The organism is Oribacterium sp. FC2011, assembly GCF_000701645.1.
Lineage (GTDB): Bacteria > Bacillota > Clostridia > Lachnospirales > Lachnospiraceae > Oribacterium.
The window spans coordinates 17,358-34,546 of sequence record NZ_JNJM01000005.1 but is presented as its reverse complement, the minus strand read 5'-3'; the positions used below and the strand labels follow the sequence as shown (position 1 = coordinate 34,546).

General features: G+C 42.4%; 14 protein-coding genes. All 14 read left to right on the top strand.

Going from position 1 to position 17,189, the window contains the following annotated elements:
• The first annotated feature begins 85 nt into the window (after positions 1-85).
• The 14 genes from T357_RS0105255 to T357_RS0105190 all read left to right on the top strand — a co-directional run bounded on the left by T357_RS0105255 (position 86) and on the right by T357_RS0105190 (position 17,127).
• Positions 86-2,914 (top strand): ATP-binding protein, encoded by a 2,829-nt coding sequence (locus T357_RS0105255; RefSeq protein WP_049962289.1) that lies wholly within the window; start codon positions 86-88, stop codon positions 2,912-2,914.
• A 56-nt stretch (positions 2,915-2,970) separates the two neighbouring features.
• The gene (locus T357_RS0105250; protein ID WP_031549486.1) at positions 2,971-4,278 is read left to right on the top strand and encodes an ABC transporter substrate-binding protein; all 1,308 of its coding nucleotides are present in this window, start codon (positions 2,971-2,973) and stop codon (positions 4,276-4,278) included.
• A gap of 22 nt (positions 4,279-4,300) precedes the next feature.
• Positions 4,301-5,311 carry an HD domain-containing phosphohydrolase gene (locus T357_RS0105245; protein WP_031549484.1) on the top strand — a complete coding sequence of 337 codons (1,011 nt, stop codon included), beginning with the start codon at positions 4,301-4,303 and terminating at the stop codon, positions 5,309-5,311.
• A 19-nt stretch (positions 5,312-5,330) separates the two neighbouring features.
• Entirely contained in the window at positions 5,331-6,218 is an 888-nt protein-coding gene (locus tag T357_RS20035) for a PrsW family glutamic-type intramembrane protease (protein ID WP_049962288.1), read from the top strand.
• A 99-nt stretch (positions 6,219-6,317) separates the two neighbouring features.
• A complete protein-coding gene (locus T357_RS0105235; protein WP_031549480.1) occupies positions 6,318-7,988 on the top strand; it encodes a hypothetical protein in 1,671 nt (556 codons plus the stop codon).
• 20 nt (positions 7,989-8,008) lie between these two features.
• The gene (locus tag T357_RS0105230) at positions 8,009-9,853 is read left to right on the top strand and encodes an SPOR domain-containing protein (RefSeq protein ID WP_031549478.1); all 1,845 of its coding nucleotides are present in this window, start codon (positions 8,009-8,011) and stop codon (positions 9,851-9,853) included.
• 209 nt (positions 9,854-10,062) lie between these two features.
• The gene (locus T357_RS0105225; protein ID WP_031549476.1) at positions 10,063-10,794 is read left to right on the top strand and encodes a glycerophosphodiester phosphodiesterase family protein; all 732 of its coding nucleotides are present in this window, start codon (positions 10,063-10,065) and stop codon (positions 10,792-10,794) included.
• A gap of 214 nt (positions 10,795-11,008) precedes the next feature.
• A complete protein-coding gene (locus T357_RS0105220; RefSeq protein WP_031549474.1) occupies positions 11,009-11,602 on the top strand; it encodes a GNAT family N-acetyltransferase in 594 nt (197 codons plus the stop codon).
• 40 nt (positions 11,603-11,642) lie between these two features.
• The gene (locus T357_RS0105215; RefSeq protein WP_031549472.1) at positions 11,643-12,578 is read left to right on the top strand and encodes a PfkB family carbohydrate kinase; all 936 of its coding nucleotides are present in this window, start codon (positions 11,643-11,645) and stop codon (positions 12,576-12,578) included.
• Between the two features lie 286 nt (positions 12,579-12,864).
• The gene (locus T357_RS0105210) at positions 12,865-13,035 is read left to right on the top strand and encodes a DUF362 domain-containing protein (RefSeq protein ID WP_029200537.1); all 171 of its coding nucleotides are present in this window, start codon (positions 12,865-12,867) and stop codon (positions 13,033-13,035) included.
• 98 nt (positions 13,036-13,133) lie between these two features.
• Complete coding sequence (locus tag T357_RS0105205) at positions 13,134-13,976, top strand: class B sortase (RefSeq protein WP_044916213.1); 843 nt, start codon at positions 13,134-13,136, stop codon at positions 13,974-13,976.
• A 269-nt stretch (positions 13,977-14,245) separates the two neighbouring features.
• Entirely contained in the window at positions 14,246-14,422 is a 177-nt protein-coding gene (locus T357_RS21395; protein WP_175456470.1) for a hypothetical protein, read from the top strand.
• Between the two features lie 116 nt (positions 14,423-14,538).
• Complete coding sequence (locus tag T357_RS0105195; protein WP_031549468.1) at positions 14,539-14,988, top strand: hypothetical protein; 450 nt, start codon at positions 14,539-14,541, stop codon at positions 14,986-14,988.
• A gap of 444 nt (positions 14,989-15,432) precedes the next feature.
• Entirely contained in the window at positions 15,433-17,127 is a 1,695-nt protein-coding gene (locus T357_RS0105190) for a GspE/PulE family protein (protein ID WP_031549466.1), read from the top strand.
• The last annotated feature ends 62 nt before the right edge of the window (positions 17,128-17,189 follow it).

The window sequence follows — 17,189 nt, the reverse complement described above, 5'->3', positions numbered from 1 at the left end:
TTAATATATGCCTGATTTTCGCTGATATAATAGGAATCGGGATAAAAATACTTTGAGTTTTCTTGATGAACATGGAGGTGAAAGCTTGAAAAAATCGAAGGTCATTGCTATCAATCTTATGATCATGGCACTGATACTTTTCTTTATAATTAAATATGCCAATACAAAGATGAGCGAGAGCAATGCGAATGCGGTTGAAGCTTTTAAAAAAATGACGATTTCCGCAGAGCAGATCGTCACCAACTACCTTTTTGACGAGCAGCATCTTTGTGATATCTGGGCAAATTACATCAATCGTTCCGCAGATGCGGGAACACCCATGACTGCGGAGGAAGCTATATCATTTATCAGAAAAGCGAAGATATCTCCAAGTATATACGGACATCTGATATTTCCTGAGGATCCTTTAAAAAACGGTATATCTACACACAATGCATTGAAGGATCCGGAGGATTATTCGGTTTCATACCGCAATATCGATCTCTTTGGCAATTCTTTTGACATTGGTAAAGAAGACGGTGTAGTAAACCTTACAAGAGCATATACGAACCCTCAGAACGGGGTACAGTCTATTGCCTTTATGAATTACGTTAAGGTACTGGATGAAACAACGGGAGATCTTAAAGAGGCGATCCTGATGCGAGTCGAGCCGGTAAGTTCTCTTGAAGATAAACTTGTATTCTTTAACGGTGAGTATGACAGAGTTGAGATTTCACTCATTAACAAGGACGGAGATTATCTGGTTCATGGCAAGTCCCTGAAGAATTCCAATTTCTTCGAATATTTCAAGTCTTATAACCAGGCAGACAGCACCGGCTACAATAACATGACTCAGGAAATAACCTCGGATCTAGGTGCCATGAAGATGCTGAATTCAAAAGGAGAGGAATGTATCATTTCCCATATTCCTCTGAAATCACTTAATGCCTGGTATCTTCTTGCATATATACCGGCACGGGAGCTGGTTGCCAATACCGTAGTTGACTGGCTGCTTCTTGGCATGGTAACCCTGGGATTACTGGGATTACTTGTATTTAATTACATTATACTCATGACCTACAACCTTAAACTATCTGAAGCTGCGGTGGCTGCCAATCAGGCTAATGAGGCAAAGTCCCACTTCCTCTCCACCATGTCCCATGACATCCGCACACCTATGAATGCGATACTGGGACTTAATGAAATGGTGCTTAGGGACAGTCATGAAGAGGAAATCCTTGCATATTCGGAAAGCATCAGAACAGCCGGAAAAACTCTGTTGGGAATTATAAATGACATACTCGATTTTTCAAAGATAGAAGCAGGTAAGATGGATATACACAATGCAGACTATAATTTTGTTTCAATGCTTAATGATCTGGTAAATATGGTTCAGACCAGGGCTGAGGAAAAGGGACTTTTACTTAAACTTGATGTGGACAGGAATATCCCGATGGTCATGAACGGAGACGAGATACGTATCAAACAGGTTATCACCAATATCCTCTCAAATGCTGTAAAATATACAAAGGAAGGATCCATCACCTTTAAAGCCGGTTTTAAAGAAGAAGGTCCGGAAACCGTAAGGCTACTGATAAGTGTTACGGATACCGGCATAGGCATCAAGCCTGAAGATATGCAGAAACTGTTTATGGCCTTTGAACGTATAGAAGAGCGTAAGAACAGAAATATCGAGGGTACAGGTCTAGGTATGAGCATTGCACAAAGCTTTCTCAATATGATGGGCAGTCACATAGAGGTGGGAAGCGAATACGGAAAGGGATCCACATTCTCCTTCGAGCTTGTTCAGGTTGTAAAGGACCGGACACCTATAGGAGATTACGAGGAAACCTTCAGAAATTCTGTTTTGGAAAGAAAGAAATATAAGGAGTCCTTTACGGCGCCGGAGGCACGGATTCTGGCAGTGGACGATTCCGAGGTCAACCTTTCCGTTTTCGAAAACCTGCTTAAACGCACTAAGGTGCAGATAGATACAGCCATCAGCGGAGATGAGGGAATAGTACTTTATAAGCAGAGAAAATACGATGTCATATTCCTGGATCATATGATGCCTGATAAGGACGGTATCGAAACACTTATGGAAATGAGGGAAACACCGGGTACGCTCAATGCCCGGACACCTGTAATCTGTTTTACGGCTAATGCTATTTCAGGCATGCGTGAAATCTACATTAGCTCAGGCTTTGATGATTATCTTACTAAACCTGTGGATCCCGGACGGCTTGAGGCATTACTTCTTAAGTATCTTCCGAAGGATAAGATCGCTCCCGCATCCGAGGAAAAAGAGGAAAAAAGTCAGCTTATTCCGGAATTCATCTATGGTATCGAAGCAATCGATGTTAATACGGGCTGTAAATATTGCGGTAGCGATAAAGTCTATATGAGCACGTTGGAGAAGTATCTGGAAAATGCAAAGAAGAACAGAGAAGATATAGAAGGATACTTAGCTGCCGGAGATCTCAAAAACACAACGGTCAAGATACATGCGTTGAAGAGTTCTTCACGTCTGATAGGAGCTTTGAAGCTTGGAGATTTTGCGGAGCGGCTTGAAAAAGCAGGCGATGCCGGTGATACAGCTACTGTGGAAAAAGAATTGGGAGAACTTCTTGATCAGTACGGAAAGCTCGTAAGGGAACTTGAGCCACTTCAGTTCTATAAAAAAGCAGCGGAGGCTGAATCGGATACTGCTGATGACAGACCTGTTATATCCGAAGATGATTTGAAGAAGGCATATAATGATATCAGAGAGAGCTGTGATTCCTTTGATTATGACAATGTAAGTGACATTGTGGAATCTCTCGGAAAATACAGATTGCCGGAGAATGAAAAAGGCAGGTTTGAAGCATTAAAAAAAGCTGTTGATGATTTTGATTATGAACAGATACCGGGGATTATTTCAGGTGAAGAGCAATAGAGTATAGGGTGCTGAAAAAGACCCGGAGTTAGATTTATATGAGGGGAGGCAGTATTATGTTGAGATTTTCGAGATTTAAACGAAGTATATTGATTACGGCAACAGCTTCATTAATGTTGTTTACTGCATGCGCGCAAAAGCCGGATAACAGCGGAGAGTTCAAGCCCGGATTAAAAACCGATACGGCATGCTCCATCAAGGTGGCAGGTAACTATTCAAATTTCGAATCACTAGAAAGTGAATTTGAGAGGTTTTATGAATACTATCCAAACGTAAGTCTGAATTATGTTAATTTGGATGATTACAATAACACTATCTCAAGTGCACTCATGAGTGATGAAGCACCGGATATCTATGTTACGGCATCATGGATGCTGGAGGATGACAAGATGGGTCCTGTTTTTGAAAATGCAGAGATCCTTTCCGATCCGTCCCTTAAGATAGATCTGGACTGCGTCCGTAAGGGGGCCAAACTCACTTTGGAAAACGGAGATATCAACATGCTTCCCATATTCACAAGATCCTACGGAATGCTTGTGAATATGGATATATTTGAGAAAAACAACCTGAAGGTTCCGAACAATTACAGTGAGCTCGTGGATGTATGTGATAAGCTTAAGGCGGCAGGCTACGAAACCCCGATCATGGGGGCCAATGGGACGACAGTGGCAGGTATGTACTATGCCTTTGACTTCCCGCTTTTCTGCTATGATGTCATAAAGAATCCGGAATCGGCAGCACCTCTCAATGCTATGGACAAGTCCGCAGGAGAAATGATGCGTCCCGCCCTTTTGAAGCTGAAGGATTTTGTGGACAAGGGATATCTGAATCCCGGACGATGCTCAACGGAAATAGAGGATGATTATAATGCTGTAATAATGCGCTTTTTCGAGGGAGACGTTCCCATGATGCTGGGAAGCGGAGATATGGTTTCCGGTACCTTGAAGCGTGAGAGTAAATCAGAAAAGTTCCAGTCGAATCCGTTTAAGTATAAATTCTATGTTGTACCAATCGGAGACGATGGCGGGTATTTCCTGGATGCAGTCAACCTTTTCTTCAGTGTAAATAAAAACAGCAGTAATCTCGATATGACCAATGAATTTATCAGGTTCATCATGAGAGAAAAAGAGCTTGGAAATATGGCTCAGATTAAGAGACTTATTACTCCGACAAATGATTTTTCTCTGGATGAGGTATATTCGTCTCTCGAAGGATTCCCTGAAGATAAGTCCTTCAGTTATCAGGAAACAGGTCTTAATGATGCCGTAAACAAGGAGTTTCGTGCAGCAGCCTACAAGGTTGCAAACGGTACACTGACTGTCGATGAGGCGGTAGCTCAATACGGTAGTTTGTGGGAGGATTAATCTTCCAAAGAAAGGAAATTAAATGGAAGAGCGGGTAGTTATTGTTGATGATGCTGCCATCATATTGAAGAGTGCAAAAACTGTTCTTTCGGAAGCCGGGTTTAAGGTAACCTGCCTTAAAAGCGGCCGGCTTTTACTGGATTACGTTGAGAAGAATACCATTGATATGCTTCTTCTGGATATTAAGATGCCGGATCTTGATGGTTTCGAGACATTGAAGCTTCTCAGGCTTTGGGAAAAAGAAAACTCAAGGAAAGAAATCCCGGTAATTTTCTTTACTGCCGATGATGACTGTCAGTCCGAGACTATAGGTCTTTCAATGGGTGCCATGGATTTTATCAGAAAACCCTTTGTGGCTGAGGTCCTGACACTACGTGTAAGACATCTTCTGGATCTCATCAGGCTTCAGCGGGATCTGCATGCGGAAGTTGAAAAGAAAACCAGAGAGATAGAAGGTTTATCCATACATATAGTTCAGACTCTTGCGGAAGCAATCGACGCCAAAGATACATATACAAAAGGACATTCCAGCAGGGTTGCCGAGTATTCCAGGGAAATAGCCAGAAGAGCAGGCTGTACAACAGAAAAACAGGAAGAAATATACATGATGGGACTTCTTCATGATGTCGGGAAGATAGGCGTCCCCAATGCTGTTATCAATAAACCGGGGAGACTTACGGATGAAGAATTCGAAATCATAAAAACACATCCCGGAAGAGGTGCAAAGATACTTCAGAACATTGAGGAAATGCCTAAACTGGCCATCGGAGCCCGCTGTCATCATGAACGCTACGACGGCAGGGGTTATCCTGACGGAATATCGGGAGAGGATATTCCCGAAGAGGCCAGAATCATTGCAGTTGCAGATGCTTACGATGCCATGACCAGCAACAGAAGTTACAGAGGTGTCCTTCCGCAGGATGTTGTCAGGAGTGAAGTTGAGAAAGGTTCGGGAACGCAGTTTGATCCAAAGTTTGCGGCAATTATGCTTGAGATAATCAAAGAAGACGTTGATTTCAAACTGCATGAATAAAGATAGGGTGTGAGTAATTATGAATTGTCAAAGATGCGGTACACCGCTGAGAGAAGGTGAGAAGTTCTGTCCGCAGTGCGGAACTCCGGTTATAGTACAGAAGCAGACTTTTGTGGTCAGACGTATGCCTGTACTTCTTATCATCGTCCTTACCATGGGATTTCTTATAAGTGCATTCATTTTCGAGGATGGGGATGCCAATCTTGCTGTGATGCTTTCCTGTGTTCCGGGCATAATTCTCATGTTTCTTATATACCGGATGGATCGCATAGAGCCGGAGCCTGTGGGGTTGATTCTTAAGCTTTTCCTTGTTGGGGCATTTATTGCCACATTTTTAGCAGGTACGATTGAATCCTTACTTGGCATGTTCATAGATTTTCTGTTCTCATGGGATCCTATAGTTTACAGCTTTATGGAAGCTTTTGTTCTTGCTGCTGCAACAGAAGAGCTGGTAAAATATCAGCTTCTCAAATCCATCACATGGAAGCATCCTGCCTTCAATTACCGCTTTGACGGTGTTGTTTACAGTACCATGCTGGCCATAGGTTTTGATATAGCAGAGAATCTTCTTTATCTCGCTGACAATGCCCTGAGTACAGCCTTTATGAGAGCAGCATTTCCGGGACACTGCGTTTTCGGAATATATATGGGATACTACTATGGACAGGCAAAGTCTCATGAATTGCACGGGGACCCGGAAGGCGCCAAAAAGATGAGAAGGAAGGGACTGTTCATAACGATCCTTATCCACGGCGGCTACGATTTTCTTTGTATGCTTGGAAGCATTTCGGATTCTGAATTTGCACAGATTATTATCGGACTTCTTCTTTTGTTTGTCATGGTGGCGCTTAATGTAACAGCTTATAAGAATATCAAGAAATATGCGTATTATGATTCTCCGGTGTGATTAATCAAACAATTAATATCCTATTTCAATCCATAAAATAATCAAACTATATAATCGTGAACTCTTAGCTTAGATATTGTTGGGGGATTAAAGGGGAGTATGGAAGAGAATAAATCACCACTTAGGATATATTGTAAAAACTGTGGTGCACCGGCTGATTTTGACATTGTAAATCAGACCTACAGATGTGCAAATTGCGGTGAGTCTACCGGAATAGAAGAAGCCTATGATTCGGTATATAAGTGGAGAGAGCTGAATAAAAACAGCGTAAAAATAAGAGCTTCCGGTGACAAAATAGAAGAGGGCTCATGCTCAGCCTGTGGAGCCAGAGTTATCTTTGGAGTAGGTGAAGCTTCGGAAAAATGTATATTCTGCGGCAGTAAACTGGTGAGATCGGAACTTACTGATTCATCCCAGATGCCGGATCTCATCATTCCTTTTGCCATAACGCCTGAGGAAGCAAAAAAGAGAATGCTGGACTGGGGGCATAAACATTCGAACACTCCTGAAGGAAAGGCTGTCGTTTCATCAATGGGACAGTTCCACGGTTCATATCTTCCCTACAGAGTTGCCAAGGGACCTGTTTATGCCAGTGTTTCCCGCGATGGTACCGAAAGAAGATATGAGTGCGGCGGATATCTTGACGGCACAGCTGTCAATACTTCAAAGCAGTTTGACAATCTGGTGATGAATGACATGGAGCCCTTTGACTGGTCCGGCGCCAGACCCTTTGAGTTTGGACTCATTGCAGGTATGCCTGTAAAGCTCAATGACTCCCCGGACAAGGTTATAAATCAAAGAATCGAGGAAGAGGTTACCGAGGATTTCAGACCCAAGGTAGAGTCTGTACTTCAGTCCTCCGGACTAGTGATCAACACCCACACGGAAAAGATCAATGTTCTCTCCGCCATACTTCCCGTTTACTTCATTAAAAACGGACCTCTGACGGCGGTTATGAACGGACAGACAGGTCGTATTGCAGTCTCAAAAAACCGTACGAAAAAATCATATCCATGGGTCATCGAACCCCTTATCTATACAGTGATACTTACCATGATAATGGGATACTTCTATGGATGGGCTGCTGAGCCAATGTTCTACGGAGCCATGGTTTTCGGCTGCATTATCTTCTCGGTAATGGGAGACGGCAGAACGTCACTTGTCAGAAGAATCACTCTCAAAAGCGAAACTTCCAGGGCGTATCGCGAGGACGGCGAGCTTGTCATCAATGAAGGAAAAGGTGTTTTAAAGAATCCTTATGACAACACTCCTGTGTTTTATGAGTCTAATGCAAAGGGCGAGAAAGTTCCGGTGAGACTAAGGTTCTACACAATTGGAAGATGGATAGGCATCCTGTATAATGCACTTGTTACGGTGTTCCTTCCTCTTATCCTTGCGGCGCTGTTAAGGCTTGCAGATATGGAAGAAGGTGAAGGATTTTTTGACCACTTTTACCCTTTGTATGGTGCCGCGTGGTATGTATTGGCTGCAATGATAGTTCTGGTTTATTTCGTTAAGGGTGTAAGGAAAGATGCTTATGACCATCCTTATATCTATGAAATAAAACCTGATGGCAAAACACGACTTATAGGCAAACGCATAGACAGGAAGCTCAGCATTTTCTCAATGTTCGGTATCGGAAAGGTTGACAGAAACGGAAAGAGAATCACGTTGTTTGGAACTATGCGTGAAATGGGCTGTTCAGGTTTCGGACTTTTGATCGGGCTTTTCTTTATCTTGCTGGGAAGTACATGTGCGATAGTGTTTTAAGTAATTATGGGGGATTACAAATGAAAAAGAAATTATCAAGGTTTTTGGTTTCTGTTGGTGCTTCTGCGGCAGTGATTATGTCTATGGCTTCCTGCGGAGGTTCAAATGTACCTTCCGCAAATTCTGATGCTGCAGCTGGGACCACCGACAAAGCTGATGAGGAAGGTGAAGCTAAGCAAAACGAAGCCGGAAAAAATGAGGCTGAGAAAAATGAAGGCGGAAAATCCGGTGAATCTGAAGCTGCCGATGAGGTATTGCCTGATAAGTCTTCGGAGACCTCGGAAACAGAGTCTTCTAAAGCAGAGATGACAGATTTCTTCATTTCAAAAGTAGCAAAGGATGCCAATGTAGATACTCAGGAAGTGAGATCTTTCCTTGTAGATGATATCGACTTTGACGGTGAGTATGAAGGCTTTATGTTCATCGGAACAGAGGCTGACAAGGAATATAATTCCTGTGAAGGCGAGATTTGGTTTGTAAATGAAGAGGGCTCAAAGAAACTTCACGATAAGTTTCAATATTATTTAAACGATGAAGGTGATGTTTTCAGCATTGTGGAAGGACATGACAAAAACTTTGTTGTTTTCAATGACATGTATGCAACGTCATTGGTAACTAACTTTTATTATACAGATGGTGAAACATGCAAGGAATCCGTTGTTTCGGGAGTTGGAGATGCTAAGGTTGACGAGGACACCGGGGACCTGGTCATCCAGCTAAGTGCTTATGACTGTACCTGCGATTTTGAAAAGGATTCCAAAGAACCTATGTGGCTGGGACACAGCTGGAAACCTTATTATTTCTACTACAGCAGGAATACCGGCGATTTCATGGAGTATGGTGCAAAGGAGATCAATGCTTCAGAGCTTAAAGATATTGTTGGTACCGATGTCGTAAAAGAGTTGGAGGGTGATGGATATACCGTTGATAACATTATCCAAAGGAACAATGGAATCATCAATATTAATTACTCCAAAGAATCAAAACTGAATGATGGCTCCAGATCCATAAACTATATGAACGCGACCTTCGATACCCGAATCAACGACTACATAAAAGCCTGGGACGATGATGAAGCAGACCTTTACGGTTCTGACTTCGGCGGCATTTACAAAGTTCAGCTTCTGGGTTCCGGCTATGAAAGCTCCGCGCAGAACGGAAGCTCCGCGCAAAACGAAAGCTCCGTGATGTCCGAAAACTCTGCACAAACTGAAAACTCTGCGCAAAACGAAAGCTCTGTGCTGCCCGAAAGCCCGGAAGATCTCTACGGTGTTGTTGTAATGACAACAAAGAAATCTGACAAATGTCTGGACACAGAGATGGCTCTGAATGACGCAGATATTTACGATGAGTTCATGGTTTATACTCCGGATTTCTCAGGACTTAATCCTGAATCATACTATGCTGTTGTGGCAGGACTTTTCAAAACCAGGGAAGAAGCACAGGAGAGTCTCAAAGAAGTAAAGGCCGCAGGCTTCAAGGATGCTTACATTAAGAATGCCGGCAAGTATATCGGAGATAAATATCTCTACACCATATACAGCACAGAAGGTATTTCTGTTGAGGATGATTATATTCTGTTACAAGGTGTAAATGTTTCCCTCCCATATCCTATGGAATGTGAGAATACAACAATGAACCTCTACGTATACAAAGACGCAGAGTTTACCAAGGACGGAGACCTCAGCACCTTCACCAATTACGAAAAAGGTGAAACCCCATACGAGTGGATCAAGAAGAATCTTGAGCTTTTAGAAACCAATCCTGAAGCTTACTCCGAGGGCGTTCCACTTCACGGAGTTTTCAAAGTTGCTATAAAGGGTGACAGGATCACAACTTATTACAGCAGCGCATGGTGGGATTAAATAGACTGTTTTCTTAGATCCCGGGAGATTTAATAAACTGTTTACTTCGACCTGATGGCATCAAATAAAAATGGTTGTCTGCAATCCGGTAGACAACCGTTTTTTTTTGATTTCAAATAACTAATGATCCTATAGATATATGATAAAATAACTTTAAGTTAGTACACAAGATTTCGTAACAAATTCAATTAGGTTGAATGGAGATTGTCATGAGAATATGGGCGCACAGAGGCTGCAGTTTAAGATATCCTGAGAATACACTGACAGCTTTCAGGAAAGCAATGGAACTAAAAGATCTCACAGGTATAGAGACAGATATCCAGTTGTCAAAAGACGGTCACATAATGATCATGCACGACGAAACCCTGGACCGGACAACGGACGGAAAGGGTGAGATCAGAAACTACACCCTTGAAGAATTGAAAAACATGAAAATAGATGCAGGTGAAGCCAGAGTTGAAAGAATCCCTACAGTGGAGGAACTCCTGGACCTTCTCGAGCCACGTCTGAAGGCAGGCACACTTAAGCTGAACCTCGAACTCAAAAACAGCAATATCCGTTACGAGGGCATGGAGCAGAAGATAGTGGAGCTTATTCACCGGAGAGGTCTGGAGCATGCCATCGTGTACTCATCCTTCTACGGAAAATCCCTGAACCTAATTCGTGAACTTGATTATGAGGCTGAGATCGGCATCCTTGACCGCTACACCTCTGACTGCCTTTTTAAAATCCGTGGCGGTGTTAATGCTGACGCCCTTCACCCTGAATTCAGATCCATCGACAGCACACTTGATGAATTACAGGGCTACACCGTCAGAGCCTGGGGCAGCGGCCGCCTCTTCCCGGAGGAGCCAAGCGGCAACAAGCTGAATCTAACAGCCCTGGAGGTCAAAGGCATTACCGACATAATGCTGAACGAGCCCGAAGTATATGTTTCCTGAATTATATAAAAATTCTAAATTAAAGTTTGATACCTTCTGACTTCGTGCTGTATACTTGGCGGACTTTTAAGAAGTCATCTTAGCAGTGGACTTATATCTTTTCAAAGCGTATAGTATATGCATTATTTAAGAAGTCCATAGGGAGCTGTTCTCACTAGAGAGATGTGTTCCAGATGGCTTAGACATTAAATAAAGACATCCATGGGAGAGACAAATGAATAACGACTTCAAAATCAGAAAAGCTTCCGAGGCAGATGCCGAAGCTTTAGTTTCGATATACGCGCCCTACGTTCTGGAAACAGCCATTACCTACGAGGTTGAAGTTCCAACAGTAGAGGACTTCAGGCAGCGGATAAAGAACATTCTTGAAAAATTGCCCTACCTCGTTGCAGAGCAGGATGGGAAGATAGTGGGATATGCCTACGCAGCACCATTTCACGTCCGTGTGGCTGCCAGGTTCAATGTTGAAGCCTCCATATATATCGATAAAAATTCTCAACACAGCGGCCTCGGCAAACGACTTTATATCGCACTTGAAGATATATTGAAGAAGCAGGGCTATCTGAATATTAACGTAAGCATCGCTTACCCGGATTCTGAAGATGAACATCTCACTAAAAACAGTGCCGAATTTCATGAACATCTTGGATACCACATGGTGGGAGAATTTCATAAATGCGGCTACAAGTTTAACCGCTGGTACAACCTGATCTGGATGGAGAAAATCATCGGAGAGCACGTTGAAAACCAGCCGGAAGTAAAAAGATTTGATGAGATTGAACCGGAAATAGACTTCAGCAGATACTAAAATTTGCAACTTGAATAAATCTATACAAGAGGTGATACATATGTCAAAAAACGGAATTGTAGTTATAGGTGCCACATTTGTTGACATCAAAGGATACCCCACAGAGACATTTCTTCAAAACGGAAGAAATGCGGGATCAGTAATGCAGGTGCATGGAGGTGTTTGCCGAAATGTGGCTGAGGATATTGCCAATGTTGAGCTGAAGCCAACATTCGTAAGCCTTGTGGATGATACCGGAACCGGAGTCGATGTCATCAATAAGCTGAACCGCCACAAGATAAATACTAAATATATCAGAAAAGTCGAGGACGGGCTCGGCATGTGGCTTGCAATTTTCAACAATGATGGTGACGTCATAGCTTCCATATCCAAAAGACCTGACCTTAGTGATATTGAAGATATACTTAAGGAGCAGGGAGACGAGATAATTTCAGAAGCAGACAGCGTAGTTGTAGAGATCGACATGGATTCATCCATACTGAAGCTTGTTTTTGATCTGGCAGAAAAATACGGAAAAGAAGTTTATGCGGTAGTTTCCAATATGTCTATCGCAATGCAGAGAAGAGACCTGATCAAGAGAACCGGAGTTTTGGTCTGCAATGAGCAGGAAGCGGGAATGCTTTTCTCCGATGATTATTGCAATAAAACTCCTGAAGAAATGATGCAGATACTTGATAAGCAGGTTAAGCTTGCACAGTATCCCCGTATGGTTGTGACCATGGGTTCAAAGGGTGCAGTATATGCATCAATGAATGATGAGCCGGGATTCAGCCCAACCATATCAGTTGAGGTGATCGATACCACCGGAGCAGGAGATGCATTCTTCTCGGGCGTTGCCATCGGACTGACCTACGGAAAATCGCTTAACGAAGCCTGCCAGATCGGATCAAGACTTGCAAACTCAGTAATCCTCACCACCGACAACGTCTGCCCCAGATTCCTTCCGGGAGAATTCGGAATAGAGGCAGAGCGCTAATGTTTCAGACCTGAATTATAAGTTGTACCCGGAGTTGCCGATTTCTGCAGTATTCAGCATCACTACAGAATATATTAAGTTCTTAAGTGCCAATGCATATCAAATCCCTATATTTGCGGTATGATATGGTTAGTTCCAACTAAATAAATTATCCCAAAAAATACAAAAAAAGAAAATTATTTTGTTGTACTTTTTTGGAAACTATATTAAGATACAATACAGATGAGATTGAACACTTCATCGAACACTAAGTTTTGATTTAATATTATTTCAAGGAGGAACCTATATGTCACATTTTATCAATGATGAGTGCGTAAGCTGCGGATCATGTGCATCTGTATGTCCAGTAGAGGCTATCTCAGCTGGCGATTCAAAGTATGTTGTAGATGAGGGCACTTGCATCGATTGTGGAGCTTGTGAGGAAGCTTGTCCTACAGGCGCTATCGCTGCTAAGTAATTTCAAATATAATAAGATTTAAAGGAGTTGGTACTAAGTACCGGCTCCTTTTTTTGTGCTATAATTGATTTGTTAATATAAATCCGAGGAAACGCCAAATGAAAGAAAAAAAGAAACTCACCCCGGGGACGATACTGTTTTACCTTATCCCCGTCATAGCGGCAGCGGCAGCCATTTTTTTCGGGTATCTCTATATGAAAGATTATCTGAAATATAAAGAAGCCGCTGATGAATATGCCGATATCAATGACAATTACATAAAGATTCTTGAAGATACAGAAGACACAAAGGAACCTGCTGATGTATACGATGAAAGAAACGATTATTTTCCGACTCTTTCCATTGATTTTAAGGAATTAAAAAACATCAATGAAAGTTTGGCCTGTGTTCTCTATGTGCCTGCGCTGGATATGACTTATCCGGTAGTTTACTCCAAGGATAATGATGACTACCTGCACAAAACATTTGAAGGTAAGTATAACTTTGCCGGATGCATATTCTATGATTACCTGAGTGAACGCGGCTTCAAAGGCCACAATACTTTTATATTCGGCCACAATATGAAAAACGGTTCAATGTTCGGAACCCTCAAGAAGCTTAACTCAGAACCCGGTCTCGCTGCCGAGAACCCATATTTCTATATTTACACAGACGGACAGGTTAGAAAATATGAAATCTTTTCTTTCTATCAGACAGTAAGTTCATCAAAAACCTATGATGATATATTGTCGGAAGAAGATTATGATGCATACATTGACCGCGCATTAAAGAATTCTAATTTCACTGATTACATCGGAGACATTGATTTTGGTGAAAGACCCGGTATCGTAACATTATCCACCTGTTCCGGAAGATCCGGCGGAAATGAACGATTTGTGGTACATGGAGCCCTGATTTCCACCAGGAATCCATCAAAAGGGCAGAGACTGAATATTAAATGATGTACATATGTTACATGGAGCCCTGATTTCTACCAGGAATCCGTCAAAAGGCAGGAGACTGGATTTTAAATGATGTATAAATTCACTAAAATAGTCACCTTTGCAAATATTGAAAACGATTTAATCATTTTTTTAACAACTTAAGCGTTATAGTCTTACCTAGGTGATGGGAACTTCTGTATGCATATTGATTATTTGATATGCGTTGATTATATCCTGAAATAGGGGTCGGGATTTGATTGTAATACAGAAGTTGAAAGGGGAAATAGATGAATAACGAAACATTTATTGTTAACATTAAGTGTCGTGAGAATGCAACATGGCAGGGTAAAGTTACCTGGGCTCAGAAGTCAAAGACAAAGTATTTCAGATCCACTCTTGAGCTTATCAAGATGCTGAACGGCGCTATGGATGATGACAATTCTACTGAAGATTTCAACGAATAAAGATTATTAAGCTATAATTTTTCGACATTTTCCTGTATATTTAAATCAGGGGCGCATCTCAAAATGACGCGTCTTGAGACTTTGAAAAAAGACTTGCTTTGCAGAACGGAGAATATATGGAAAAACTTAAAGGAATTAATCTTATCGGAATCCTTGTTGATAAAACCAGGGATCATGATTTCAGTGGTGTAATCATTAATCAGTATGACGACAGAAGAATCGAGTTTGACTCATGCATGAGTATGCTGAATGAACTTGATACCATATATGATGATTGGGGATTTCCTGAAGCGTCTTCAAAAACCCGAAGCTTCACTATGCATAGAAGTGATCTCACAAATGAGGGTGAGGCAGTGGAGAAGAAGAAACTTACTCATATAGCTGCTGAGACTAAACCCAGAGACATTTCAGAGGAAAGAGGGCAGGTAGCAACCTTCCTTTTACTTACAGAGATGCGTCAGCACTCCAGCTGGCAGGGAATGGTTCTTCATGTTGAAGGTGACAAGAGGAGCAGATTTGACAGTGTTCTCGATCTGTTATTCCTGATGGATGAGGCACTTGGATAAAATTCAGAAAAGAATCGAAAAAAAGATTTTAAATTGAGGGAGCGTTCTATCGTGATTTGGTCCGGTGGAAAGTTCCCTCAAAGTTTTTGATTGTTAATTCTTACAAAATTCTGTTAATTTTTACGAAAGTATTTAAAAAAGTACAATTTATTACAGCAAAATGCTTGTTTATATTTAATTTATCGTTTATAGTTAAGACAATGAAGGGAAACCAATAAGGTTTCGGTGGCCGGGCGCAAAGTTCGGCTTTTTTTGTATTTTTTTATTCCTAACATGTAAATAAAACTGTTGATTCACAGCAGATTTTCTTTCACGCTGAAAGATCCGAAAAATCTTTCTAAATTTCTCATTTTAATACCATAAAACATTTATTAAATTACAAAAACAAGTCGGTAATTTAGTAGAAGAATGCGCTAGCAATTTTTTTACTAAAGGCGGGAATGTATGAAAACGAAAAGACTTGGTGACATGCTGGTCGAGATGAATTTTATTACAGATCAGCAGCTTAATGAAGCTCTTGCAATTCAGAAGCAGGAGCATGAAAGACTGGGTACAACACTTGTAAGACATGGTTTTATAACTGAATCCCAGATGGTTGATGCCCTCCGTTTGCAGCTGGGTATCGATTATATTGACCTTTCAAAGACAGACATCGCACCGGAAATGTCTCAATATATCCCAAAGAAGCTGGCGAAGCAGAACCGTATGGTGCCTGTATCTGTTTCAAAGGACAATCTCTTCATTGCGATGGCCGACCCAACGAATTTCCTTGCGTTGGAGGATGCCAGAAAAGCAAGTAAAAAGAACATTATACCCATGATCGCAGCGGGTAATGCTGTAGATCATGCCATTAACACACTTTATGGTAATGAAGGTGCCGCCCAGGCCATGGCTCAGATGAGAGCCGAAGCCGGCATCAGCGATGATGAGGTTGTAACCTCCGCCGCAGACCAGACTATCGATACAAGCGAAGAATCCGCACCAACCATCCGTCTTGTAAACTCCATAATCGAGCGTGCCTATGTTGAGAATGCTTCCGATATCCACTGGGAGCCCTCAGAGAAGGATCTCGTGATCCGAATGAGAATCGACGGACACCTCCATAAGATTCTGACTATACCTCACAACTTGATGGAGCCCGTCATTTCCCGTCTCAAGATCATGAGCCGAATGGATATCATTGAACGACGTGTTCCGCAGGACGGTCGTGCCAGAGTGCGCATAAAGGGAAAAGACATTGATCTCCGTATTTCAACATTACCCTCTATCTACGGTGAAAATATAGTTATCCGTATCTTGAGACGTGACGGTTCAAAGCTTAATCGTCGCGGCATAGGTATTCCGGAAGCGGAAGATGCAAAGATCACAAAGCTCCTTAGTCTCACCAGCGGCGTTATCATGATCGTGGGTCCTACCGGATCAGGTAAGTCATCCACCATGTATACTCTGGTAAGCGAGCTTCTTTCCGAGTCCACCAACATGATTTCACTGGAAGACCCGGTAGAGTACAACATGAACGGAGCTATCCAGGTTCAGATCAATGAAAAGGTCGGGCTGACCTTCGCTTCGGGTCTTCGTGCCATCCTCCGTCAGGATCCTGATATCATCTGCGTCGGAGAAATCCGTGATAGTGAGACAGCGGAGATTGCCATGCGTGCGGCAATGACCGGACACCTGGTTATCACCACCATCCATACAGAGGATGCCATCAGCGCCATCGACAGACTTAAAGATATGGGCGTTGCGCCATACCTTATTTCAGCAGGTCTCAGAGGTATCATTTCCCAGAGACTTCTCCGTCGTATCTGCACAAACTGTAGGGAAGTGGAGCAGGTTTCACCTGAAAAGCTCCAGCTTTCCAAGCTGAAGAACAGACCGGGACGTATATTCTATCATGGCAGAGGCTGTGACATGTGCTTCAATTCCGGCTACAGAGGACGAATCGGTGATTTCGAGGTTTTGGTCATGAATGATGCACTGAGACATTGTATCACCAGCGGCGGAGACAAGCAGGAGTTCCAGCGACTGGCTAAGGAAACCGGATATATCAGCATGCTTGAAAATGCCGACAAGCTGGTGGAAGACGGCATTACCACTGTGGATGAAGTTCTGAGAACAGTTTCCGAGCTGGAAGACTGATGAAAATTTATAGCGTCATTGTATTTTACAGGAGGATAGAGACTTTGTTCCTGACCGGTTGT